General features: G+C 32.9%; 15 protein-coding genes, 2 tRNA genes and 2 rRNA genes (1 of these 19 only partly in view). 15 read left to right on the plus strand and 4 right to left on the minus strand.

Annotated features, from left to right (window positions below; translation table 11 throughout):
- The 3 genes from ACZ2G2_RS08605 to ACZ2G2_RS08615 all read left to right on the plus strand — a co-directional run.
- Positions 1–828: ribosomal RNA gene (locus ACZ2G2_RS08605) — 23S ribosomal RNA — on the plus strand; it begins 1,993 nt to the left of the window's first position.
- A gap of 101 nt (positions 829–929) precedes the next feature.
- A 5S ribosomal RNA gene (gene rrf, locus ACZ2G2_RS08610) occupies positions 930–1,036 on the plus strand.
- A 514-nt stretch (positions 1,037–1,550) separates the two neighbouring features.
- Complete coding sequence (locus ACZ2G2_RS08615) at positions 1,551–3,986, plus strand: helix-turn-helix domain-containing protein (RefSeq protein WP_470391830.1); 2,436 nt, start codon at positions 1,551–1,553, stop codon at positions 3,984–3,986.
- A 56-nt stretch (positions 3,987–4,042) separates the two neighbouring features.
- Here ACZ2G2_RS08615 and ACZ2G2_RS08620 read toward each other — a convergent pair whose 3' ends face one another.
- Entirely contained in the window at positions 4,043–5,185 is a 1,143-nt protein-coding gene (locus ACZ2G2_RS08620) for an acyl-CoA dehydrogenase (protein WP_090841597.1), read from the minus strand.
- Between the two features lie 93 nt (positions 5,186–5,278).
- Here ACZ2G2_RS08620 and ACZ2G2_RS08625 point away from each other — a divergent pair, with 93 nt between their 5' ends.
- The 9 genes from ACZ2G2_RS08625 to ACZ2G2_RS08665 all read left to right on the plus strand — a co-directional run bounded on the left by ACZ2G2_RS08625 (position 5,279) and on the right by ACZ2G2_RS08665 (position 15,269).
- Positions 5,279–6,346 (plus strand): anhydro-N-acetylmuramic acid kinase, encoded by a 1,068-nt coding sequence (locus tag ACZ2G2_RS08625; RefSeq protein ID WP_470391831.1) that lies wholly within the window; start codon positions 5,279–5,281, stop codon positions 6,344–6,346.
- 221 nt (positions 6,347–6,567) lie between these two features.
- On the plus strand, positions 6,568–7,794 hold the full coding sequence (locus ACZ2G2_RS08630; protein ID WP_470391832.1) for a Glu/Leu/Phe/Val dehydrogenase dimerization domain-containing protein: 1,227 nt from the start codon (positions 6,568–6,570) through the stop codon (positions 7,792–7,794).
- 1 nt (position 7,795) lies between these two features.
- On the plus strand, positions 7,796–9,190 hold the full coding sequence (gene nhaD / locus ACZ2G2_RS08635) for a sodium:proton antiporter NhaD (RefSeq protein ID WP_090841591.1): 1,395 nt from the start codon (positions 7,796–7,798) through the stop codon (positions 9,188–9,190).
- Between the two features lie 51 nt (positions 9,191–9,241).
- Positions 9,242–9,943: a MotA/TolQ/ExbB proton channel family protein gene (locus ACZ2G2_RS08640; protein WP_090841589.1), complete on the plus strand. Its 702-nt coding sequence runs from the start codon at positions 9,242–9,244 to the stop codon at positions 9,941–9,943.
- Between the two features lies 1 nt (position 9,944).
- Positions 9,945–10,337, plus strand: coding sequence for an ExbD/TolR family protein (locus ACZ2G2_RS08645; protein WP_090841587.1), 393 nt, complete (start codon positions 9,945–9,947; stop codon positions 10,335–10,337).
- 1 nt (position 10,338) lies between these two features.
- A complete protein-coding gene (locus ACZ2G2_RS08650) occupies positions 10,339–11,220 on the plus strand; it encodes an energy transducer TonB (protein WP_470391833.1) in 882 nt (293 codons plus the stop codon).
- Positions 11,220–12,437 (plus strand): bifunctional folylpolyglutamate synthase/dihydrofolate synthase, encoded by a 1,218-nt coding sequence (locus tag ACZ2G2_RS08655; protein WP_470391834.1) that lies wholly within the window; start codon positions 11,220–11,222, stop codon positions 12,435–12,437. Before ACZ2G2_RS08650 ends, ACZ2G2_RS08655 begins: the two co-directional genes overlap by 1 nt.
- A gap of 45 nt (positions 12,438–12,482) precedes the next feature.
- A complete protein-coding gene (locus ACZ2G2_RS08660; RefSeq protein ID WP_470391835.1) occupies positions 12,483–12,776 on the plus strand; it encodes a hypothetical protein in 294 nt (97 codons plus the stop codon).
- Between the two features lie 6 nt (positions 12,777–12,782).
- Positions 12,783–15,269, plus strand: coding sequence for an Hsp70 family protein (locus tag ACZ2G2_RS08665; protein WP_470391836.1), 2,487 nt, complete (start codon positions 12,783–12,785; stop codon positions 15,267–15,269).
- Positions 15,270–15,272: 3 nt separating this feature from the next.
- On the opposite strand, the gene ACZ2G2_RS08670 is transcribed toward ACZ2G2_RS08665, so the two are convergent.
- A complete protein-coding gene (locus tag ACZ2G2_RS08670; RefSeq protein ID WP_470391837.1) occupies positions 15,273–16,973 on the minus strand; it encodes a hypothetical protein in 1,701 nt (566 codons plus the stop codon).
- Between the two features lie 168 nt (positions 16,974–17,141).
- On the opposite strand from ACZ2G2_RS08670, the gene ACZ2G2_RS08675 reads away from it, so the two are divergent.
- Both ACZ2G2_RS08675 and ACZ2G2_RS08680 read left to right on the plus strand, forming a co-directional pair.
- Positions 17,142–17,216 (plus strand) — tRNA-Val (locus ACZ2G2_RS08675).
- A 108-nt stretch (positions 17,217–17,324) separates the two neighbouring features.
- Positions 17,325–17,399 (plus strand) — tRNA-Val (locus ACZ2G2_RS08680).
- A 37-nt stretch (positions 17,400–17,436) separates the two neighbouring features.
- On the opposite strand, the gene ACZ2G2_RS08685 is transcribed toward ACZ2G2_RS08680, so the two are convergent.
- Positions 17,437–18,714, minus strand: a complete 1,278-nt coding sequence (locus ACZ2G2_RS08685) for a UDP-N-acetylmuramoyl-tripeptide--D-alanyl-D-alanine ligase (protein ID WP_470391838.1) — start codon at positions 18,712–18,714, stop codon at positions 17,437–17,439.
- A 69-nt stretch (positions 18,715–18,783) separates the two neighbouring features.
- Positions 18,784–20,460, minus strand: a complete 1,677-nt coding sequence (gene gldJ, locus ACZ2G2_RS08690) for a gliding motility lipoprotein GldJ (RefSeq protein ID WP_470391839.1) — start codon at positions 20,458–20,460, stop codon at positions 18,784–18,786.
- Positions 20,461–20,735: 275 nt separating this feature from the next.
- On the opposite strand from gldJ, the gene porU reads away from it, so the two are divergent.
- The gene (porU, locus tag ACZ2G2_RS08695) at positions 20,736–24,626 is read left to right on the plus strand and encodes a type IX secretion system sortase PorU (RefSeq protein WP_470391840.1); all 3,891 of its coding nucleotides are present in this window, start codon (positions 20,736–20,738) and stop codon (positions 24,624–24,626) included.
- The last annotated feature ends 9 nt before the right edge of the window (positions 24,627–24,635 follow it).

Consider the following 24,635-nt stretch of genomic DNA (forward strand, 5'->3'; position numbering starts at 1 on the left):
CTGTGGGACGAAAAGACCCCGTGCACCTTTACTATAGCTTAGTATTGGTTTTGGATAAGTAATGTGTAGGATAGGTGGGAGACTTTGAAGCGGCGTCGCTAGGCGTTGTGGAGTCATTGTTGAAATACCACCCTTTGCTTGTCTAGAGTCTAACCTTCAATGAAGGGACAGTGCTTGGTGGGTAGTTTGACTGGGGTGGTCGCCTCCAAAAGAGTAACGGAGGCTTCTAAAGGTACCCTCAGCACGGTTGGTAATCGTGCGTAGAGTGCAATGGCATAAGGGTGCTTGACTGAGAGACCTACAAGTCGATCAGGTTGGAAACAAGAGCATAGTGATCCGGTGGTTCCGTATGGAAGGGCCATCGCTCAAAGGATAAAAGGTACGCCGGGGATAACAGGCTGATCTCCCCCAAGAGCTCATATCGACGGGGGGGTTTGGCACCTCGATGTCGGCTCGTCACATCCTGGGGCTGGAGAAGGTCCCAAGGGTTGGGCTGTTCGCCCATTAAAGTGGCACGCGAGCTGGGTTCAGAACGTCGTGAGACAGTTCGGTCTCTATCTACAGTGGGCGTTAGAAATTTGAGTGGATCTGACTCTAGTACGAGAGGACCGAGTTGGACTAACCTCTGGTGTATCTGTTGTTCCGCCAGGAGCATTGCAGAGTAGCTACGTTGGGAAGGGATAAGCGCTGAAAGCATATAAGCGCGAAACCCACCACAAGATGAGATTTCTTTAAAGGGTCGTAGGAGATGACTACGTTGATAGGTCATAGGTGTAAAGGCAGTAATGTCATAGCCGAGTGATACTAATAACCCATAGGCTTATTGTACGCCTGTTTTTTATAAAGTTCAATACAGATTTTCATGAATCATTTTTTCAATATGTTATTTTATACGGTTAAGTAGTTACTACTACATACACCGAAAGATTTAAGGTGATTATAGCGATGGGGCTCACCTCTTACCATTCCGAACAGAGAAGTTAAGCCCATTTGCGCCGATGGTACTACATTGTGGGAGAGTAGGTCGTCGCCTTTTTAGAGAACCCTTCATATTTATTTATGAAGGGTTTTTTTGTGCTTTATACTCAAATAAATGAAAGGGCGGAGTGAGTGCCAAAAGGCAAAAGGCAAAAGACAGAAGTAAATAGCTAAAAGTCTAAAGTAAATAGGGTAAAGTAAATAGGTATATAAGTAAAGAGGCAAAATGCATAAATGACTATAGCACAGTTATAATTTATAAACTAAGGTTCAATAAAGGGATTAATCTCTAGGTCGGAATATAATATTCAAATTAGTAAACGTTTAGACTTGAGCTTCATTTTTAAAGTAGATCAAAGACTATATGTGTTTCTTATAAATGTTGTTTAATTTTGATTTAATATATTTTACTATATAATAAACTTTAATGTATTCATTGATTATTAATATTTAACTTAGTATAACGTATTTTGAGTCATTATTCTTTAAGAGAGTAAGTTTAATATTTGGGTAGTTTACTTTCGTTTTAGATAGTATTTATATATCTTGATACATTATGATTAAATAAGAGAATGAGCGAGAATAAAGAACTAGATTTAGCTAATAATTTTGTCAATAATACTAATAGAAATATTTTCCTAACAGGTAAAGCTGGTACAGGTAAAACTACTTTTCTTCATAAATTAAAGATGAATTCCCTAAAAAGGATAGTTATAGTCGCTCCAACAGGTGTTGCTGCTATTAATGCAAAAGGGGTTACAATCCATTCTTTTTTTCAACTTCCATTCGGACCTATATTGCCAAAGGATGATTTAAATTCTAGTGGTGGATTTAATAGGAAATTTGGTAAAACTAAAATCAATATTATTAAATCATTAGACTTATTGATTATAGACGAAATCAGTATGGTAAGAGCAGATGTGCTTGATGGTATTGATAAGACACTACGTCGTTATAGAAATAAAAATTTGGTATTTGGAGGCGTTCAAGTATTAATGATTGGTGATTTACAACAATTATCTCCTGTTGTAAAAGACAATGAATGGCATCTGTTAAAACCTTTTTATAATAATGCATTCTTTTTTAGTAGCCTGGCCTATCAGCAATGTAACCCAATTTCGGTTGAGTTAAAGCATATTTATAGGCAGGACAATCCTTTATTCATTAATATATTAAACGAAATTAGAACTAATTCGCTTTCTATTGAGTCAGCAAATGAGTTAAATAAAAGATATCAGCCAGATTTTGAACCTAACGAAGATGAGGGATATATTTCATTAACCACACATAATAATAAGGCAGAATACACCAATAAGGCTAAACTTGAGAAGCTACAAGGTAGATCTAAGACATATAAAGCAAAAGTAGAGGGTAAGTTTCCTGAGTTTTCATATCCTAATAAGGAATCACTTTTACTTAAAGTGGGATCACAAGTTATGTTTGTTAAAAATGATAGCTCTGTGGATAAACGTTATTTTAATGGTAAAATTGGTAAGGTTATATTATTGGATAAAGACGAAGTTGTTGTTAAATGTCCAGATGACGAATTTAATATAATAACTAAACCAGAGGTTTGGGAAAATATAAACTATGCGGTTGATAAGGATACTAAGGCTATTTCTGAAAACAAAATTGGATCCTTCACTCAGATTCCTTTGCGCTTGGCTTGGTCAATAACAATCCATAAGAGCCAAGGTCTTACTTTTGAAAAGGCAATCATAGATTCTGAAGGTGCATTTGCACATGGACAGACTTATGTAGCTTTAAGTAGATGTAAATCTTTGGAAGGTTTAGTGTTGAAAAGCAAGATTAATTCTAGTCAAATTATAAGTGATACTAATGTTATCAATTTTAATCTTGAAGCAGAGAAAAATCAACCAGACGAGAGTATTCTTCAACAGTCTAAAACGCATTTTCAATTAAGTTTAATCTCTGATATTTTTGACTTTTATCAATTTTTATATCCGACTAATAGGCTTTTAGATATCTATTATAAAAATAGAGGAAGTTTTCAGGGTAATATAGAAGATCCTTTAACTAGTATAAAAGATTGCATCGCTTCTTTATTAAAAGTAGCGAATGGTTTTAGAGCTCAGTTATTAGAGATTTCTGAAGGATCAACTACTCCAGAAACTAGTGATGAAATACAAGCAAGATTTATAAAAGCATTAGCGTATTACAAAAACCAACTGGATACTAATATAATTGAAATTTATAAAACCTTTAATTTCACCACTGATAATAAAACATTGGATTCTGATTTTAATAAACAATTGGATGCTTTAGAGGAGTTAATAGGGGTTAAACAGTTGTATTTTACTAATTTGAATTCAGGGTTTTCAATTAAATTATTTTTAGAATTACGCGCTAAATCGGTGTTTCTTACAAAGGAAAAACCTAAAACTCCAAGGAAGACAGTTATAGATGGCACCACTAATGTGGAATTATTTGAACTATTAAGAGCGTTAAGAAATACAATTGCCGAACGAGAAGATTTGGTTCATTTTCAAATATTCACACAAAAGTCATTGTATGAAATGTGTGAAACATTGCCAACTAACCAAACAGAATTATTAAATGTCAATGGATTTGGTAAAACACGTGTTTCCAAATATGGTGATGAGATTATAAAAATAATAAGAGATTATTGCGAGGAGAATGACATTGAGATGTCTACTGGTAAAGCGATTTTTGAGGAAGCCAAACCAAAACGTAAAAAGGGAGATACAAAAGAAACCTCTTTACAAATTTTTAAAGCAGGTAAATCGATAGATCAAATAGCTTTTGAACGAGACTTAAACGTGAATACTATTTTTGGGCATTTAGCAAGTTTTATCCCATCAGGAGAAGTAAAAATAACGGATCTAATCTCTGAAAAGCATTATAAAGAATTGAAAGAAATTATCCCTAAGCAGACTTTTGAAAACCTATCTGATTTGAAATCAAAAATAGCGAGTAAGTATAGTTATGGAGAAATTAGACTTGTTTTAGATGCTATTTCTAAATAATAAAAAAGGCTTTAAAATTAATTTTAAAGCCTTTTTTATATTTATGTATTCAGGTATTATCCCTTAATAACTCCTCTTGAAATTACTATTTTTTGAATTTCTGAAGTTCCTTCATATATCTGTGTGATTTTTGCATCACGCATCATACGTTCCACATGGTATTCTTTTACAAAACCATTACCACCATGTATTTGCACAGCTTCAACAGTTTGTTCCATAGCCACTTTACTAGCATATAGTTTAGCCATTGCACTAGACATATCGTAATTGTTTCCTTGATCTTTATCCCAAGCAGCTTTCATTACTAACATTCTTGCAGCTTCAATTTCTGTATACATATCAGCTAGTTTAAACGCGATGGCTTGGTGATTGCAAATTTCTGTACCAAACGCTTTACGTTCTTTGCTATATTTTAAAGCTAACTCATAAGCACCTGCAGCAATACCTAAAGCTTGCGCAGCAATACCAATACGTCCACCAGATAAAGTTTTCATTGCAAATTTAAAACCAAATCCGTCTTCTCCAATTCTATTTTCTTTTGGTACTTTAACATCATTAAATTGTAGTGTATGTGTATCACTACCTCTAATTCCTAATTTATCTTCTTTAGGACCTATATCAAATCCTGGTGTTCCTTTTTCTACTATAAAAGCATTAATACCTTTATGTGCTTTATCTCTGTCTGTTTGTGCTATAACTAAATATACATCACTACGACCACCATTAGTAATCCAGTTTTTTGTACCATTAATAACATAATGGTCACCTTTATCTATAGCTGTGGTTTTTTGTGATGTTGCATCACTACCAGCTTCAGGTTCGCTTAAACAAAAAGCACCAATAGATTCTCCCGAAGCAAGTTTAGTTAAGTATTTTTGTTTTTGCTCTTCTGTACCATAAGTTTCAAGCCCATAACATACTAAAGAGTTGTTTACAGAAACCATTACAGAGGCTGAAGCATCAATCTTAGATAATTCTTCCATAATTAATACGTAAGAAATCGCATCCATACCACTTCCTCCATATTTTGGGTCTACCATAATTCCCATAAAACCGAGCGCTCCCATTTTTTTTACTAACTCATCAGGAAACGTTTGTGCATTATCACGTTCGATAACACCGGGTAATAATTCTGTTTGTGCAAAATCGCGAGCGGCATCGCGAATCATTATATGCTCTTCAGTAAGGCTAAAATCCATAATTTATGTAAGATTGTTGATTTAATAAAATTTGGATACAAAGATAAGTTTTTATTAGCATATTTTCAATCGTTATAGTTATTTTTACCTGATATGATAAACCATAGTTATAATGTGATTGGAGTTATGTCTGGCACGTCCTTAGACGGTATTGATTTGGCATATATTACTTTTAGTAAAGATGCTGATTGGACCTTTAAAATTGTTGTTGCAGAAACGATATCATATTCTGATAAATGGTTTAAAATACTAAAGAATTTAACCCTATTAACTGCATCCGAGTTAATTACTTTAGATGAAGATTATACAATGTATTTGTCGACAGTTATAAATCAATTTATTAGTAAGAATAAGATTGAAAATATTGATGCTGTTTGTTCTCATGGGCACACTGCATTACACCAACCTGATCAAGGTATTACTAAGCAAATAGGAAATCTACCAAAATTAGCTTCATTAATTAATCAAACATTGGTTTGTGATTTTAGAGTGGAGGATGTTGCTTTAGGTGGACAAGGTGCACCGTTAGTGCCTATTGGAGATCGCTTATTGTTTTCGGACTATGATTGGTGTATTAATTTAGGAGGATTTGCTAATATTTCTTCTGAAATTAATTCAAAAAGAATTGCATTTGATATTTGTCCTGTCAATATTGTTTTAAATAAATATGTAGAAAGCTTAGGCTTTAACTATGACGATGAAGGTAGAATAGCAAAGAAAGGTAATTTTAATTTAGAATTATTTGAGTCCTTAAACCGGTTGGCTTTTTATAATCAGCAACCTCCAAAATCTTTAGGTTTGGAGTGGGTTGAGAAGGAAGTGTTTCCTTTGATTAATAGTTATAATTTAAATACTGAAGGTGTTTTACACACATACGTCAAGCATATTGCTTTTCAGATTACTCAAATTATAAACGCAACCTCCAATGCTTCGGTTTTAATAACAGGAGGCGGTGTTTTTAATTTATTTTTAATAGAAGAAATCCAAAAATTAACTTCAAATCAATTAGTAATTCCTTCAACTAAAATTATCGAGTTTAAAGAAGCGCTAATTTTTGGCTTTTTAGGTGTTTTGAAGTTGAGAGGAGAGGTAAACTGTTTAAAATCGGTAACAGGTGCAACTAAAGACCATTCCTCAGGTATGATCTATTTTTCTGCCTAAAATAGGTTGCTAGAATTACCAATTATTGTAGTAAAACACTATTTAATAATTGTTAACAATAATTTATTATAATAAAAATGACTTTACTATTAAAAGCCATTTTTTGTTTTTTTATATTTGTTCCACTAATTAACTTAATACTTCATAAGATGAATCAACTTTAGCTACTTTAAATGTTAATCCGGAGAGAATAATATTAAAGTTGAAATCAAAAATCAAGAATGAAAGACTTATTAAAAATTTACGAAAATAAAGAACCTGAAATTATATTTAACTGGAAAGACGCTGAAACAGAAGCAGAGGGTTGGACAGTAATAAACTCTTTAAGAGGAGGAGCAGCAGGTGGAGGAACCCGAATGAGAAAAGGTTTAGACATGAACGAAGTTTTGTCTTTAGCTAAAACAATGGAGGTTAAATTTACAGTATCAGGACCAGCTATTGGTGGTGCAAAATCGGGTATTAACTTTGATCCTAAAGACCCAAGAAAACGTGGGGTTTTAGAGCGTTGGTACAAGGCAGTGTCTCCATTATTAAAAAGTTACTATGGTACTGGAGGAGATTTAAATGTTGACGAGATCCATGAAGTAATTCCAATTACAGAAGCATCAGGTGTGTGGCACCCGCAAGAAGGTGTTTTTAATGGTCATTTTAAACCAACCGAAGCTGATAAAATTAACCGTATAGGACAATTACGTCAAGGAGTAATAAAGGTTTTAGAAAACACTAATTTTTCTCCAGATGTAGCAAAAAAATATACTGTAGCAGACATGATCACAGGTTATGGTGTTGCAGAAGCTGTAAGACATTATTATGATATTTACGGAGGAAGTGTAAAAGGGAAGCGTGCAGTTGTTCAAGGTTTTGGAAATGTTGGTTCTGCAGCAGCCTATTATTTAGCACAAATGGGTGCTAAAGTAGTTGGTATTATTGATATTTCTGGAGGAGTTATAAATGAAGACGGTTTTTCTTTTGAAGAAATAAAAGACTTTTTCTTAACTAAAAACGGAAATACATTAGCAACTGCTAATATGATTCCTTTTGCAGAAATGAATGATCGTATTTGGTCTTTGGAGACTGAAATTTTTGCGCCTTGTGCAGCATCAAGATTAATTACACAAGATCAAATTGATCAAATGATTACTACTGGTTTAGAGGTTGTTTCTTGTGGTGCAAATGTACCGTTTGCGGATAAAGAAATTTTCTTTGGATCAATTATGGAACAGACAGATGAACGTGTTAGTTTAATACCAGATTTTATTTCAAACTGTGGTATGGCGCGTGTATTTGCTTACTTTATGGAACGTAAAGTGCAAATGACGGATGAGGCTATTTTTAATGATACGTCAGATATTATTAGAAAGGCAATTGAAAATGTACACGCAAAAAGTGATTCTAAAAAAGAGATAAGTAAAACAGCTTTTGAAATAGCATTAAAACAATTAATATAATATGGAAACAGTAATTATTTTAGTATTCGTTATAGGTTACTTAGCTATAACATTAGAGCATAATATAAAAATTGATAAATTAATACCTGCTTTAGTCATGATGGCTATAAGTTGGGCATTAATATCATTAGGATTAGACTCTTTTACACAGTGGTTTGACTCTGCTAATCATGGATTAGTAGAAGGTTATGCAGGTTTAGAACATGAGAGCAAAATGCACTTAATGGAAGAAACCTTATTACACCATTTAGGAAAGACATCTGAGATTTTAGTCTTTCTTTTAGGAGCGATGACTATTGTTGAGATCATTGATTATTTTGATGGTTTTTCAACTATAAAAAGCTTTATTAAAACTAAGAAGAAATCTAAAATTTTATGGATTTTTGCTTTCTTAGCGTTTATACTTTCTGCTATTATTGATAATTTAACAGCAACGATTGTTTTGATTTCTATTTTACAAAAAATTGTAAAGGATAGAAATGTACGTATCTGGTTTGCAGGTTTAATTATTATTGCTGCCAATGCTGGTGGGGCATGGTCTCCAATTGGAGATGTAACAACAACAATGCTTTGGATTGGTAAAAAAGTAACGACAGGTCATTTAATTGGGTACTTATTATTACCATCATTAATATGTATGTTGGTTCCTACTTTTATCGCGTCATTCTTACCTGCATTTAAAGGTAATTTAGAAACTGAGGAAGCTGTTGAAGAAAAACCGAAAAGTAGATTTAGTGCTACTATGTTATATTTAGGGTTAGGTGCAATTGTATTTGTTCCAATTTTTAAAACAGTAACACATTTACCTCCTTATGTTGGTATGATGTTAGCGTTAGGTGTAGTTGCTATTTTTGCTGAAATTTATAGTTCTGCTAAATTTAGTTTATCTAACCATGACTCAGAAGAAAGTGATGCACACGCACACCACAGTCCAGTACATGCTTCGTTATCGAAGATTGAGTTGCCAAGTATCTTGTTTTTCTTAGGTATTTTAATGGCTGTTGCAGCTTTAGAATCTTTAGGTATTTTATTTGGATTTGCATCGACATTACAAGAAAGCACACCAATGTTAGGTACAGAATTACATCATGAAGGTGTATCTGATTTAGTAATTATATTATTAGGTATTGGATCTGCAGTAATTGATAATGTACCATTAGTAGCAGCAAGTTTAGGGATGTTTTCAGAGCCTTTAGATAACGAGCTTTGGCACTTTATAGCATATTCTGCTGGTACAGGAGGAAGTATGTTAATCATTGGGTCTGCAGCAGGTGTTGTTGCAATGGGAATGGAGAAAATTGATTTTTTCTGGTATTTCAAAAAAATCTCTTGGTTAGCTTTAGCAGGGTTTTTAGCAGGTACTTTAGTATTCTTCTGGACAAGAACTTTATTTTAATATATACTCAATACAAATATTTAACGTTATAGACGTATCTAAAATTATAATATGATCAGCACATTAATTCAAGAGACTGCTCAAGCGGTAGATCCATTATTAGAGGGAGAACCGGTTGAAAAAACATTGTCAATAATAGAGCTTGTTACTACGGGAGGAACTGCGGGAATAATTATTATTGCACTTCTTTTTGTATTATTAATCATGGCGATTTATATTTATTTTGAGCGCTTGTTTGCTATAAAGGAAGCATCTAAAGTTGATGCTAATTTTATGAATCAAATTAAAGATTTTGTTTCTAATGGTAAAATTGAATCGGCTCAAAATTTATGTACTTCTGTAGATTCTCCAGTATCAAGATTAATAAGCAAAGGGGTTTCTAGAATTGGAAAACCGTTGGATGATATTAATACCGCTATTGAAAATGCTGGACGTTTAGAAATTTATAGTTTAGAAAAAAATGTTAGTGTACTAGCAACTATATCTGGGGCAGCACCAATGATTGGTTTCCTTGGAACTGTAATTGGTATGATTTTATCAATCTTTGAAATTGCAAATTCCGGAGGATCAATTGATATTAAAACGTTAGCAGACGGATTATATACCGCAATGACAACTACCGTTGGTGGTTTAATTGTTGGTATTGTTGCCTACATAGCATATAACCATTTAGTTGTTAAGACTGATAAGGTTGTGTATCAAATGGAAGCAAACTCACTTGAATTTTTAGATTTATTAAACGAACCTAGCTAATATGCGATTAAGAGGAAGAAATAAAGTAACACCAGAATTTAACATGTCGTCTATGACGGACATCGTGTTTCTGCTGCTTATCTTTTTTATGATTGCATCAACGTTAGTGTCTGCGGAAGCTATTGATTTATTATTACCTAAATCGACTAGTAAAACAACACAGACAAAAAATGTATCTGTAAGTGTAGACAAAAATGTCAAGTACTATGTAGATATGAAGCAAGTGTCTAAAGAGCAATTGGAAGCAGAAGTTTTAGCAAAGGTTGGTAACGTGGAGTCACCAACAATTACTATAAGATCTGACGAAAGTGTAGAAATGCAACATGTTGTTTTTATAATGGATATTGCAAACAGAAATAAGATTAAATCTACATTGGCAGTAAAAGCACAATAAGATGAAATATTTAAAAACCAAACACGAACAGAATTCAGCAAAAATTACAGCATTAATAATGTTGATATTGGTATTGCTACTATTTGTGGTTGGTCAAAATTATATGGACCCACCGGAAGAATACGGTGTGGCTATTAACTTTGGAGGTTCTTCTGGAGGTGGAGGTGGTGCGCCAGCGCAAGCAGCAGCACCTACTGAAACTAAACCAGAAGAAGCTGAACCTCAAGTAGAAGAACAGCAACAAGCAGCTGCGACGCCAACATCTCAAGAAAATGTGTTAACACAAGAGGATGAAGAGGCTGTTTTAATTAAAAAACAGCAGGAGCAAGCTAAAAAAGAAAATGATGCTAAGGAAAAAGCTAAGGCTGATAAATTAGCACAAGAAAAAGCAGCTAAGGCTGCAAAAGCGGCAGCAGAAGCAGCAGAAAAAAAGAGACAAGATGATATTAGAAAAGCTAATGACGCGTTAATTAACGGTATTAGTAATTCTGAAAGTGCATCCGAGTCCAATAATGATGGTCCTGGAAATGGGTTAGGTACTGGTAACGCTTATGGGCCAAGCCGATTTGGAGACGGTAATGGCAATGGTACCGGAAAGGGAACAGGAGATGGTATTGGTTATGGATTAAACGGAAGAGGTGTGCTTGGTAACAAGTCTTTTAAACCTGATTGTAATAATGAATATGGTTTAGTAGTTGTAGAAATTAAAGTAAACCGGTCAGGGGAGGTCGTAAGTGCAAAAGCTGGACAACAAGGAACTACAGGTGATGGTTGTTTATTTGAAGCTGCTGAAAAAACAGCAATGTCTTTCAAGTTTAATTCAGATTCTAAAGCTATAATTACTCAAACAGGTTATGTTAGCATAAATTTCAAGTCTAATTAATGACTTATTTAGGCACTGTAAATTGGATGTTTTCTCAACTTCCAATGTATCAAAAACAAGGTCAGACCGCTTTTAAAAAAGACTTAACTAATACTTTAAATTTAGCTAAGCATCTTAAAAACCCACAAGACAAATTTAAATCTATACATGTAGCAGGGACTAATGGAAAAGGATCTAGCAGTCATATGCTAGCTTCTATTTTACAGGAAGCCGGTTACAACGTTGGATTATACACTTCTCCGCATTTAAAGGACTTTAGAGAGCGTGTTAAAATCAATGGTAAAGAAGTAAGTAAAGCTTTTGTTATTGGTTTTATAAAACAAAATAAAGCCTTTCTAGAAGCTAATAACCTATCGTTTTTTGAAATGACTGTTGGTTTGGCTTTTGATTATTTTGCTAAACAAAAAGTAGATATTGCAGTAATCGAAGTTGGTCTAGGAGGTCGATTAGATTCTACAAATATTATTACTCCAGAAGTGTCTTTAATTACTAATATAGGTTTAGACCATGTTCAGTTTTTGGGCAATACTTTAGGTTTAATAGCTTCAGAAAAAGCTGGGATAATCAAACCTAATATTCCGGTTGTGATTAGTGAAATGCAAACAGAAACTCAAGCTGTTTTTACCGCTTTCGCTGAAAAGAATAATAGTCCAATACATTTTGCAGATCAAGCTAATAATGAAGCTTTTGTAACAGATTTAAAAGGCAGTTATCAAACTAAGAATATTAAAGGTGTTTTAGAAACGATCCAACAATTGAGGTTAAAAGGATTTGTGGTTTCTGATAATAATATCGAAACAGGATTACTCAATTCGGTTAAAAACACGGGCTTAAAAGGGCGTTGGCAGATCTTAAATGCTAGTCCTAAAGTTATATGTGATACTGCACATAATAAAGAGGGCTTAACTTTAGCCATGCAACAATTACTACAAGAACAGTATAATAAACTCCATATAGTATTTGGTGTCGTTAATGATAAAGATGTGTCATCAATACTGCCTTTATTACCAAAAGGGGCAACATATTACTTCTGCAAACCAGATGTGCCAAGAGGTTTGGACCAACACTTTTTAAGGGACATCTTTGTTTCTAAAGGATTTTATGGTAATGCTTTTGCTTCAGTTGATATAGCTTATAAAGAAGCTTTAAACGCAGCTTCGGATGAAGATGTAATTTATATTGGAGGTAGTACTTTTGTGGTTGCCGAGGTGGTTTAATTTCCAATTAATTGTATCTTACACTTTCATTTAATTCACTATAAAATGTTAGAAATTATCAATCAAGTGTTTTCTATTCAACTAAAAAGTAACAAAGATAATTTGACCTTTTTTAATAGAAATATTGATAGAATTAATCACGAGTTTGAAGCTTTAGGTTATCATATTATAAATCCTATAGGTCAGACGTATCGTAATGAAATGACTGATGTCGAAGCTAATATTACTGGCGATTTTAACGAACAGATGAAAATTGTAAAAGTGCTAAAGCCTATTGTTTATCAAAAGATAAATGATGAAAATACTTTAGTGCAAAAAGGAATTATAATAGTAGAATAAGCCTCCATGAAGACCATTAATATTGCAATAGATTTAGGGACCACTAATAGTTTGATTGCTAATTACAACAGTGGTGCAGTTAAAATATACAATAACCCATTAGGTTTAAAACAAACGCTACCTTCTTGTGTCGCTTTTAGAGGCAATAGGACCATTATTGGAGATAAAGCTTTGGATTACCTAGAAAAGGATGCAGAGAACGTGTGCATGCTTTTTAAACGTAAAATGGGAACGCAAGAAACCTATTTTATTCCTTCTATAGATAAAGAGGTGTCTCCAATAGAATTGTCGTCTTTGATTTTAAAAGAACTTAAAAACTTTGTGTCTGATGGTGATCAATTAAACGCTGCAGTCATTACAATCCCTGCGTCTTTTGATACTATTCAATCTAATGCAACAAAAAAAGCAGGGTATTTAGCCGGCTTTAAAGAGGTAGTCTTATTGCAAGAACCTATTGCGGCTTGTTTGGCTTTTGCTAATCAATCTAATTTAGATATCGAGTCCTCAAAACATTGGATTGTTTACGATTTTGGTGGCGGTACTTTTGATGTAGCTTTAGTAGAGGTTAATGATAGAGAGTTAAAAGTTATAGATAATGAAGGCGATAACTTTTTAGGAGGAGCTGATTTTGATAATTTAATAGTAGAACAAATTATTGTTCCTCAGATTGAAGCAAAAGCCAATATTACTAACCTTTGGAAAGACATAAAATCAAAAGCAAGTAAATATAAAGGCTTGTATTTTGAGTTACTAAAGAAAGCAGAAGAGGCAAAAAAGGAATTATCTGTATATCCTGAAACAGAAATCGAATTGGATATAGATATAAACGATTTTAACTTATACGATCAAATTGTTATTACTAGGAGTCAGTTTGAAGCTGTTATAGCGCCTAAAGTAGAACAGACTATTACATTTATTAAAAAGGTAATCTCTCAAAATCAATTAATCAATTCGCAAATTGAACGTTTGATTTTAATAGGAGGGAGCACTTACGTGCCTTTAATAAAACAAAGAATTATAGAGGAAACAGGGATTTTAGTAGACTCCAGTATCGATCCGACGTCAGCAGTAGTAGATGGCGCTGCTTATTTTGCAGGTTCAAAGCCTACAAGTATCGTTGCTGAAGAAACGATAGAAGAAGAGGAGGTTAGTACTGTTGATACTCAGATTTTCTATGAACAGAATACAAGAGATTTAGAAGAGTTAATTACTTGTAAAGTAGAAGGGGCAGCTATAAATTATCGAATTACACGAAATGATGGTGGTTATGATTCTGGTATAAAAACAGTATTGAATAATGGGTTTTCTGAGTTTGTACCCCTTTTAAAAGGACAATTAAATAGATTTAAGATTCAGGTTTTAGATAAAGATTTAAATGCTTTAAAAACAATAAATACAGTTGCTATTAATCAAGGTAGTTATAATGTTTTAGGACAACCATTACCTATAGATATTTGTATGGAAATTGATGATATTGATGCGTCAACAACACGATTAGAACAAATTTTTAGAAAAGGAAGTATTTTACCTTTAAAGAAAAAAATATATAAAACAGCATCTAAATCAATTCTAAAAGGATCAGAATCTAATCTAATTATTAATATAGTAGAAGGTCTGTCTAAAGGGTTGCCTAGTTCAGGTTTAAGTATTGGTTATATTGAGTTTTCTGGAAAAGATTTGGAAGATGATTTGATTAAAGGGACCGATATTGAAATTGAATTAGAAATTACAGAGTCTAGAGATTTAAAAATAAATGTCTATTTGCAGTCTTGTGATCAGGAATTTAAAAATGTTTTTAGCGAGTCTGAGCGTGCGATAAGTATTAGTAAAATTAATATGGAAATTAACGCTGTTTTGTCTGATGTAGAGCATTTGATAACAGAGCAAGTTGAAGATGAGAATTTTGAATATTCTCGTAAATTAGAACAGTTACGTGTTGGGTTAATTGAAATACAAATTGAAACCACATTGCTTGATGAGGACGATGTTTCTGATCAGAAATACCAATTAGATGATAAAAAACGAAAGTTGATTCAGACTTTTGATACCCTAACAAGAAACAAAGTTATTGCTTTAGAGATTGAAGAGTATAACAATTCTAAAGAAGGTTTAGAGTGGCAAGTTAATAAAGAAGAAAACGGAAAATATCGACCTAAATATCTTAAAGTAATAGCAAATGAAAAGGAAGTTATTAACTCAGGAGATAAATATTTAATTAGAGCAAAAATTAAGGAACTAGATGTATTGCATAATGCTATTGTGCAGTCTAGTGACGAAAATTTTATTGGTTATTTCTTCGGAATTAGATATAATTCTGAATTTACAGACACAAAAAAGGCTCAAAAACTTATCAAACAAGGAGATGAGGCTTTGGAGCGTCAAGATTACAAATCGTTAAAACATGTTGTGTATGCGTTGTTTGCTTTATTACCAGATAGAGAAAAAGACAAGCAAAAGCAGTTTAAGGATGATAGTAAAACAGGATTGCGTTAATAATTAATTGTATTTGTTTCTGTACCATCTAGCATAGATGTTATCAATGCTTAAGGGTTCTAAATTTATTTTGTCAGTTTTGATATTATCGGTTAGCGTGCTATCTATTGTTGTTACGTTAGTTTTAAAATCTTTATTAAAATTAACTTTTATTGTTTGTGGTAGGATGTTGATTTCGCTGTTATTGCTTAATGTTTCGATTTTGTATAATCTAGATAGTTCTGCGCTTTCTTTAAAATGAGAGAAGCGGTCCGCAACAAATTGATGTCCTGTGTAAAATAATATAGAATCACCTTTTGTAATATTTAAATAGCGCCATTCTCTTTTTGGAATTATAATAGATTGATCAATACCATTAGTTAATCTAAATACAATTAAATCTTTTCGACTGTTATTCTTAATAAGACTGTAAGTGCTGATTGTATTGTTTTTATAAGAGTGTATCGTGTTAAAGGTTTTTGGATAGGGATTTGTAAAGGGATTTAAAGGTGTTGCTTTAATAGAGGATTTGGTTTTTGTTTTACGGTTAGTTTTCAGTTTTAAGCTGTAAATAAACCGCACGTGATCTTTGGATTTATGCTTACTGTTATAATCTGGTAACGTAACGGTTTTAGGTGTTTTGCCTTCTGTTATTGTATTGCTTTCTGTTGTTTCTAGTATTGTTTCTTCTACTTCTTGTTCTGTATTATATACTGTTTGATTTTCTTCGGCTTCGCGTTTTTTTTGTATCTCTTTTATTCTTTCTAATATGTTTTCTTTTTGATAATTGGTATTAGGTACACTTATCCTATCATATTGGTCATAATAATTAGTAGAACTATTATCGTTATTAAACACTTTAACTCCAATTCTAACTATTAAAATTAAAAATACAATGACACTCCAGATTCCAACACCTGTACCAGATTTAGACTTGGAGGTTTTTCTAGCACTATTATGTGCGTATGGACTTGCTATTGCAGCATTAGCGGTAAGGATGTCTTTAAGCATATAGTTAGAGATATCCAACTCGCCAAAAGCAACCATTGTTTTTGCAGCAAAAACAAAACTATCGTCGGTTACTTGTTTTCGTTTAGAATTGTAAGTGTCAATAATAACTGAGTTTAACTCATTAACCTCGTCATCAAAAGAGTTTGGATATTGACTTAGACATTTTACAAAATTTCTATTTGTTATAAAACCGACAGGGTAATGCTTCTCTTTAAGTTTACCAGATTCTATATATACTTTAGCATAATTTAGTTTAGAACTAAAAAGACTAATAATAAGTTGTTCAATTTCTTCCGTAAATAGAATGTTGCTTTTTACAAAATTGAGTAATAAAATATACTTTCCTTTGGTTAGCGTTTCCGATAAAAACGGTTTGACATGTTCTTTTAGGTAAGGTGATAAAAAATATTTTAAACTTTCATTATCAGCTATCGATTCGTGATGTATAGAAATTGAGTTTTGTGGAATATTGCTGTAATCTCCAGTAATAACTTGTTTAAGCCATTTGTGTTTTTCTATAAAAATATGGTGCTTTCTAGTCGTCTCATCTTTTAGTTGATCAATAATAGACGCTAATTCTCCTAAATTACTTTTGTTATCTAAGACCGCTTTTGCCTTTAGTTGCTTTTTTAGTCTTATAATTTTGGTGTCGTCAAGCGTAGTTATTGTGTCAATATCTATACCTAATTCATCTATTAATGATATGTAATTCAAATTTGGGGCGTATTTAAAATCAAAAATATCAATTTATTTTAAATTTATTGTTTTGTTAATGACTATATATTAATGAGTTAATTTTTAATTCAAAGAAAATGCGTTTTTTTTTGAATAAAAGGTTTTGAGATGTCAAAAACTAATGTATATTTGCACACCTAATAATTAGGGCGACTAGCTCAGTTGGTTCAGAGCACTTGGTTTACACCCAAGGGGTCAGGGGTTCGAATCCCTTGTCGCCCACTAAAAAATCCGAAACAAATGTTTTGGATTTTTTATTACTCTATATTATTTAAGCGTTTAAATTTTGATTTAAACTTAAACTAATATATATTTGCAGACCTATTATTAGGGCGACTAGCTCAGTTGGTTCAGAGCACTTGGTTTACACCCAAGGGGTCAGGGGTTCGAATCCCTTGTCGCCCACAAAAAAATCCGAAACATTTGTTTCGGATTTTTTTATTTATATCAGTTCTAGAACACGCTCTAGCGCCATTCCTCTAGAGCCTTTTATTAATACATAGCTATCTATGATGGGTGTGTAATTGTCTTTAAAGCTTTCAAAAGTTTTATATTGTTTTACTATTGGACTTTTAATTTCTGCTTTATAAAAATTTTCTCCGACTAAAATTATAGTGTCAATAGCTAAGCTTGTTGCTAAATCTGCAATGTTTTGATGTTCTGACTTAGCAGATGTGCCTAGTTCAAACATATCTCCTAAAATAGCAGTTTTGTTTTCTGCATCTTGTTTGCTTAGGTTTTGTAAGGCAACTTCCATACTTGAAGGATTAGCATTATAAGCATCCATTATTATGGTTGTGTTATCTCTTTTAATAATCTGAGAACGGTTATTGTTTGGTGTATACCTTTCAATAGCATCTTTAATATCTAATAAGTCAATATTAAAGTATTTACCAATTATAGTTGCGGCGCAAAGGTTTGTAAAATTATAAGCACCAATTAAATTAGATTGTATTGTAATAGCTTCTGATTTATAAGATACAAATGGATTGGCATCTAGAAATTCTATTTTAAAATATTCTGGATTGGTTTGGCTAAAGCCGAACTTTTTAACATAAGTATTTAGCTTTTCTATTTGAATACTGTCGTCTGCATTTAAAAAGACGTGCTTGTCATTTTGAGTCAAATAGTGATACAGCTCACTTTTACCTTCAATAACGCCTTCAACGCCTCCAAATCCTTCAAGGTGCGCTTTCCCAAAGTTAGTAATATAGCCAAAGTCAGGTTTTGCGATATCGCATAAAAAAGCAATTTCTTTTTTGTGGTTAGCACCCATTTCTACAATCCCAATGTCTGTATCCTTTGTCATTGACAAAAGGGTTAGAGGTACGCCAATATGGTTGTTTAAGTTGCCTATGGTTGCTGTAGTGTTATACTTTTTGGATAATACTGTATTTATTAATTCTTTTGTTGTTGTTTTTCCATTACTTCCTGTTAAGGATATAATTTTGGTTCCTAAGTAAGTCCTGTGGTATGTCGCTAATTCTTGAAGCGTTTTAAGACTGTTTTCTACTAAAATGGTGTTATCTGATGCTTTGAAATCTGGATCGTCTATAATCGCATATTTTGCTCCTTTATCTAAAGCGTCTTGAGCAAATTTATTACCATTAAAATTTTCGCCACTTAAAGCAAAAAACATATTGTTATCATTAACTTTTCTAGTGTCTGTGCTTACTGCACTGCAGTCTAGAAAAAGTTGGTGTAAGTCGTCTATTTTCATAAAATAAAAGTATAAAAAAAGTCCTAACAATTGTTAGGACTTTTAAATATAATAACTAATTAAATTAGTTTAGTTTTTTGTTTTCTTTTGATTTTTAGATTTAGATCCTACTCTAGACATTGCACATCTAAAACCAATATAGTCTGTTGCCATATTTTGTGGGTAATAGCGTCTTTGTGCTGGGTCTAACCAGTATTCTCTATCTTTCCAAGATCCACCTTTGTAAACTCTTACTTCGTCATTAATTAACGATGTACGTTTATTAGATTTATCATATTCTCTTATCATGTTTCCAGAAGAATCCATTTCAATATTGTGCTTTGGTGCGTTATACATTTTACGTGTATTTGCATCCTCAGAACCATCACCTTCATCATCACCAAATCTATCAGCATAATAACGAGAAGATTGTGTATCACCATCTCTAAAGTTACGGTTATCACTTCTATCAAAGTTAGTTCTTAAATAAGTTTCTTCTTCATCAACAGGTTGTGTTGCGATAGACCCTGGTAAATCTCTTGGTATTACTTTTCCGTTAGGTAATGTATCAAAAACAATTTCGTCTGTAGTTACAATTTTTACAGTTCCGTCATCATTTATTGCATTTTTAGTATACACGTTTCCTCTATAGTAGTTAAAGTCGTTAAACTCATCATCAACTATTGGTCTGTAAACATCAGCAACCCATTCTGCAACGTTACCAGCCATATCATAAAGACCATAATCGTTTGGGTCGTAATATTTAACAACTTGTGTAATATCTGCACCATCATCTGACCATCCAGCAATTCCACCGTAATCTCCTTTTCCTTGTTTGAAGTTGGCTAGTTGGTCACCTTTAATTTTACGTTTTCCAGATCTAGTGTATTGACCATCCCATGGATATTTTTTACGTCCTCTATAAACGTTATAACTTCTAATTTCAGATAAACCTAAAGCTGCGTATTCCCATTCAGCTTCTGTCGGTAGTCTGTATTTTGGCGAAATTAAACCAGTTTCTCTTGTTGCAAAAACGTTAATTTCGTCTCCTGCAGCATTAGTTTGTGGTTTCATTTTTCCACCTTTTATAATGTCTTCATTACCACCAAATGTTTGAGTTGGTGCGTTAATGTAAGTATCAGTACTAAAGTTTGCATCTGCTGTTGCTTCTAAATTACTACCTTGTTTTAGGTAACCATCTTTTTGTAAGTACATTTCGTTTACACGATCTGTTCTCCAATTAGCAAATTCTACAGCTTGCATCCAACTAACTCCAACCACAGGATATTCTCCATATCCAGGGTGACGTAAATAGTTTTCTGTCATTACTTCGTTGTAACCTAAACGGTTTCTCCAAACTAAAGTATCTGGTAAAACACCATTATAGATTGCTCTAAAATTTTCTTCTTCTGGCGGGTAGGTTCTTTTAATCCAGTCTAAATATTCAAGGTACATTTTGTTAGTTACCTCTGTTTCATCCATGTAAAAAGATTGCACATGTTGTTGATTTGGAGTATTATTCCAATCATGCATAACATCGTCTTGTACTCGTCCCATTGTAAATGTTCCACCTTCAACAAATACTAATCCTGGAGCAGTTTCTTGCTCTTTAAATTTGGTGTTATATTGAAAACCACCATCTTTAGAATTAATCTGCCATCCCGTTGCTCTTGAAGTGTTAGAGCCACCTCCGGATCTTTTACAACCAACCAAGGTTAGCGAAACCGCTACTGTTAATAACAACCTTGATACAATTATTTTTCTCATATTAATACATTTAAGTAATCTAAATACTGTTATTTTTTGGAGACGCAATATAAGAATTAAACCCAACAAAACAAGTTAAATTATGTTTTTTGAGTAAACTAAATTGCGTTTTATCCTATTTTTTTACGCTACAACGATTTAAAATTTGGTCGCTTGTCTTGCGTTTCGAAACAATATAACGATGTTTTTTTAATTTTATTATCGTAATTTTGATTTGTTTTAAGAAATAATTAAGATTTAAGTAATATCATTAAATATTAGACGTTATCATTTCAATGAAAAAGATTTTATTACTATTGGTTGCCTTGTACTGCATGCCATCATTTTCTCAAGAAAAAAGTATTGCTATTACATGGGAATCTTCTCAAAAATATACGGCAGATAGTTATAGTATAACGGTGCCAACTTTTTCTCCTGCAAAAAACTTTTCTTTTGATTTATCTAACGGTATTCAATACGTACAACAATGGAAAGTTAATGGATTTGTAAATCAAAACTCTTTAGTAGTTAAAGATGTGGTGTATGCGCCAATGCCAATAAATCAGATGTATGATTTGGATCTTAAGTCTATTCCAGATGCTATTGAGGTAACTTTAAATAACGGGACGTCTAGAAATAGTAATTATGCAGTATTAACAGCTAGTCCTATCGTAAAGGAAGGTAATGGTTATAAAAAAGTGTTGTCTTTTAATGTGGATTACAACATGGGATCGGGATCTGTTAATAGAAGTAGTGCTAGTCAATTTATCACTAATTCCGCTTTGGCTAATGGCGATTGGTATAAGTTTGAAGTAACCGCATCTGGCGTGCATAAAATATCTAAGAATTTTTTAAGTCAGATGGGAATTAATGCTAATAGTTTTGATCCAAGAACTATTAAAATATTTGGTAACGGAGGTAAGATGATGCCTTTTGCAAATAATGCGAACTATCCATTTGATCCAACTGAGAATGCTATAAAAATTATTGGTGAAGAAGATGGTGTTTTTGATGATCAAGATTATATTCTGTTTTATGCGCAAGGTCCTTCTGCAGATGTAGATTTATCTTATATTAATACTAATGTAAATCCATATGCTGATACAACGGTCTATTATATTAATATAAGTGCTGGTTCTGGTAAGCGTATTCAAAATTTTAATCAACCAACCGGAATTCCAACAGCAACTTTTAACACGTTTCAAGAGTATCAGTTTCATGAAATTGATGAAGAAAATATTATTTACGTTGGTAGACGCTGGTTTGGAGAGCGCTTTAGTGTCGAGAATGCGCAAACGTTTAGTTTCGAGTTTCCTAATTTAGATGTGTCGGAATCTATTGTTGTAAAAGCGGTAACCGCTACAACATCATCAAATCCAAGTAATTTTGTTGTGTCTGTTAATAATAACACGTTAGGGACTTTGTCTTTATCGGGTATAAATCCTACCAATGGTGTTTATGTTACCGGTGGTACTTTGACGCAATCAACAACAGTAGCAAGCGATGTTATTGATGTAGATTTAGTTTATGACAATCAAGGTAATCCTAGTGCAGAAGGGTATTTAGATTACGTGTCTGTAGAGGCAACGCGAGCGCTTACTTTTAATGGTAATCAATTTCATTTTAAAAACAACCTATCTACGCAAAGTACTGGTGTTGCTATTTATGTGTTGTCAAATGCATCTGAAGTTCAAGAGGTTTGGGACGTCACTAATATTTATGACGTTACTACTATAGCTAATACCGCTGCAGATAATACGTTAAGTTTTAATGCGCCCATGGGTGACTTAAAAACTTTTGTTACGGTAAGCTCTCAAGATTATTTAGAGCCTAGTTTGTCACAAAATAGTAGTGTTAATAATCAAAACTTAAAAGGAACCATATTTTTAAATAACCAAGGTGTTTTTCAAGATGTTGATTACTTAATGTTAACTACGCGTTCTCACTTATCTCAAGCAGAACGTTTAGCTCAAATAAATAGAGACAAGAAAAATCTAAATGTAAAAGTGGTTGTTTTGGAAGATATTTATACTGAGTTTTCCTCTGGTAATCCTGATATTACTGGCGTCAGAAACTTTGTTAAATATGTATATGACAACGCAAGTATACCTCAAAACAAAGTTAAGTATTTGTGTCTTTTTGGAGATTCTTCATTTGATTATAAAGGACGAATTTCTTCAAATACTTATAATTTTCCGTCTTGGCATGCTTACAGTAGTTTCAATTTATCTAGTTCTTTTATCTCAGACGATTATTATGCTTATTCTGATTTAAACGAAGGGGTTTTAGATATCTTTAATAATGCCAATAAATTAGATATTGCAGTTGGTAGGATTTTAGCAGATTCGCCACAGCGTGCAAAGGAAATGGTAGATAAAATTGAGGTTTATTATTCTAAAGGTGCATTAGGTAGTTGGCGAAATAATTTTGTTGTCGTGTCTGATGATGTGGATGAAGAATGGGAAGCAACATTACAAGAAACAACAGACGAGATTGGAGACGAGGTAACAGCCTTTAAACCGTTTATAAATGTGACTAAAATTCATTCAGACGCCTACCAACAACAAGCATCAGCAGGAGGCGATCGTTATCCTGGTGTAACAGAAGCGTTGACTAATGCAATTGAAAAAGGTGCCATAATGGTTAACTATTTTGGTCATGGTGGAGAAGATGGTTTAGCGGACGAGCGTATTTTTCAAAAAGATGATGCCGAAGCGTTGAATAACGAATGTAAATTAAATTTGTTTGTTACGGTTACATGTGAGTTTACTAGATTTGATAATCCGTTAAGGGAAACTGCAGGCGAATTTATTTACTGGAATAAAGATGCGGGTTCTATCGCATTAGTGACTACAACTAGACAGATTTTTGTTAATGTAGGAAAGGAATTTAATAAAATCCTGAAAGAGTATTTATTCTCATACAGTACAAATGATACATTTTCAGATTACGAATATCCAACAGTAGCGGAAGCATTAAGATTGGCTAAAAACGATCCAAGTTTTTCAGATGCTCAAAAAAGTTTAGCGTTTTTTATTGGTGACCCTGCATTGACTTTAACTTTTGCTCAGCCCAATATCCGATTAACAAAAATTAATGATGTGCCAATTACGGAGGATACTGACGTGCTTCAGGCTTTGGGTTATGCAAAATTAGCAGGAGAGGTAACAGATGTTAATGGCAACCTTTTGTCTAGTTATAATGGTATTGTAACCACTACTATTTACGATAAAGAAATTGATCGTCAAACTTTAGCAAACGATAACGTTACGGGCTCTAGTGGCTTAATAAAGTTAGATTACAAAACACTAGGAGCAATTGTATTTAGAGGACAAGCAACAGTGACTAACGGTCAGTTTGAATTCGATTTTGTAGTTCCTAAAGATATTGGAATACCTGTAGGAACAGGTAAGGTTAGTTTTTATTCTACCCAAGAAAACTCTTTAGAAGACAAAACAGGTGCAAGTTTAGAAACACTAAAAATAGGAGGGATTAATCCGGATGCTGCAGAAGACAATATTGGACCGACAATACAGTTATATATGAACGACGAAGCATTTGTGTCTGGAGGTATAACTAATGAGTCACCACTATTATTAGCTAAGTTTGAAGACGGAAATGGTATCAACACAGCAAGTGGTATCGGACATGATATTGTTGCTTTATTAGATGGGGACGAAGTCAATCCGTATGTGCTTAATGATTATTATCTTACAGAAGTGGATGATTATACAAAAGGGTCATTAAGTTTTCCTTTTAGGAATTTAGAGCCGGGTTTACATACTTTGTCTTTAAAGGCTTGGGATGTTTATAATAATTCGGCTACAGCCGAAATCCAATTTATAGTATTTAATGAAAATGAAAGTTTAGTAATTAATAACGTACTAAATTACCCAAATCCATTTGTTAATTATACAGAGTTTTGGTTTAGCCATAATAGTTCTGAGGTTTTAGATATTTCTGTTCAGATTTTTACTGTTTCAGGAAAGTTAGTAAGGACTTTAAATGGGCAAACAGCCTTAGCAGGAGGTAAATCTGTAAAATCAACATCAAGAGATATTGTTTGGGATGGACGTGATGACTTTGGAGATAAAATAGGAAAAGGAACGTATATTTATAAATTAAAAGTACATTCACAAAGCACAAATAAATCCGTAGAAAAAATAGAGAAACTTGTAATCCTCTAATAAAAAATT

The sequence above is a fragment of the Olleya sp. KKT75 genome, assembly GCF_055635485.1.

What these genes read in the sequence shown, in the direction of transcription:
- ACZ2G2_RS08615 (WP_470391830.1), top strand. Translation starts at nt 1,551, where the DNA reads ATGAGCGAGAATAAAGAACTAGATTTAGCTAATAATTTTGTCAATAAT.
- ACZ2G2_RS08620 (WP_090841597.1), bottom strand. Translation starts at nt 5,185, where the DNA reads ATGGATTTTAGCCTTACTGAAGAGCATATAATGATTCGCGATGCCGCT.
- ACZ2G2_RS08625 (WP_470391831.1), top strand. Translation starts at nt 5,279, where the DNA reads ATGATAAACCATAGTTATAATGTGATTGGAGTTATGTCTGGCACGTCC.
- ACZ2G2_RS08630 (WP_470391832.1), top strand. Translation starts at nt 6,568, where the DNA reads ATGAAAGACTTATTAAAAATTTACGAAAATAAAGAACCTGAAATTATA.
- nhaD (WP_090841591.1), top strand. Translation starts at nt 7,796, where the DNA reads ATGGAAACAGTAATTATTTTAGTATTCGTTATAGGTTACTTAGCTATA.
- ACZ2G2_RS08640 (WP_090841589.1), top strand. Translation starts at nt 9,242, where the DNA reads ATGATCAGCACATTAATTCAAGAGACTGCTCAAGCGGTAGATCCATTA.
- ACZ2G2_RS08645 (WP_090841587.1), top strand. Translation starts at nt 9,945, where the DNA reads ATGCGATTAAGAGGAAGAAATAAAGTAACACCAGAATTTAACATGTCG.
- ACZ2G2_RS08650 (WP_470391833.1), top strand. Translation starts at nt 10,339, where the DNA reads ATGAAATATTTAAAAACCAAACACGAACAGAATTCAGCAAAAATTACA.
- ACZ2G2_RS08655 (WP_470391834.1), top strand. Translation starts at nt 11,220, where the DNA reads ATGACTTATTTAGGCACTGTAAATTGGATGTTTTCTCAACTTCCAATG.
- ACZ2G2_RS08660 (WP_470391835.1), top strand. Translation starts at nt 12,483, where the DNA reads ATGTTAGAAATTATCAATCAAGTGTTTTCTATTCAACTAAAAAGTAAC.
- ACZ2G2_RS08665 (WP_470391836.1), top strand. Translation starts at nt 12,783, where the DNA reads ATGAAGACCATTAATATTGCAATAGATTTAGGGACCACTAATAGTTTG.
- ACZ2G2_RS08685 (WP_470391838.1), bottom strand. Translation starts at nt 18,714, where the DNA reads ATGAAAATAGACGACTTACACCAACTTTTTCTAGACTGCAGTGCAGTA.
- gldJ (WP_470391839.1), bottom strand. Translation starts at nt 20,460, where the DNA reads ATGAGAAAAATAATTGTATCAAGGTTGTTATTAACAGTAGCGGTTTCG.
- porU (WP_470391840.1), top strand. Translation starts at nt 20,736, where the DNA reads ATGAAAAAGATTTTATTACTATTGGTTGCCTTGTACTGCATGCCATCA.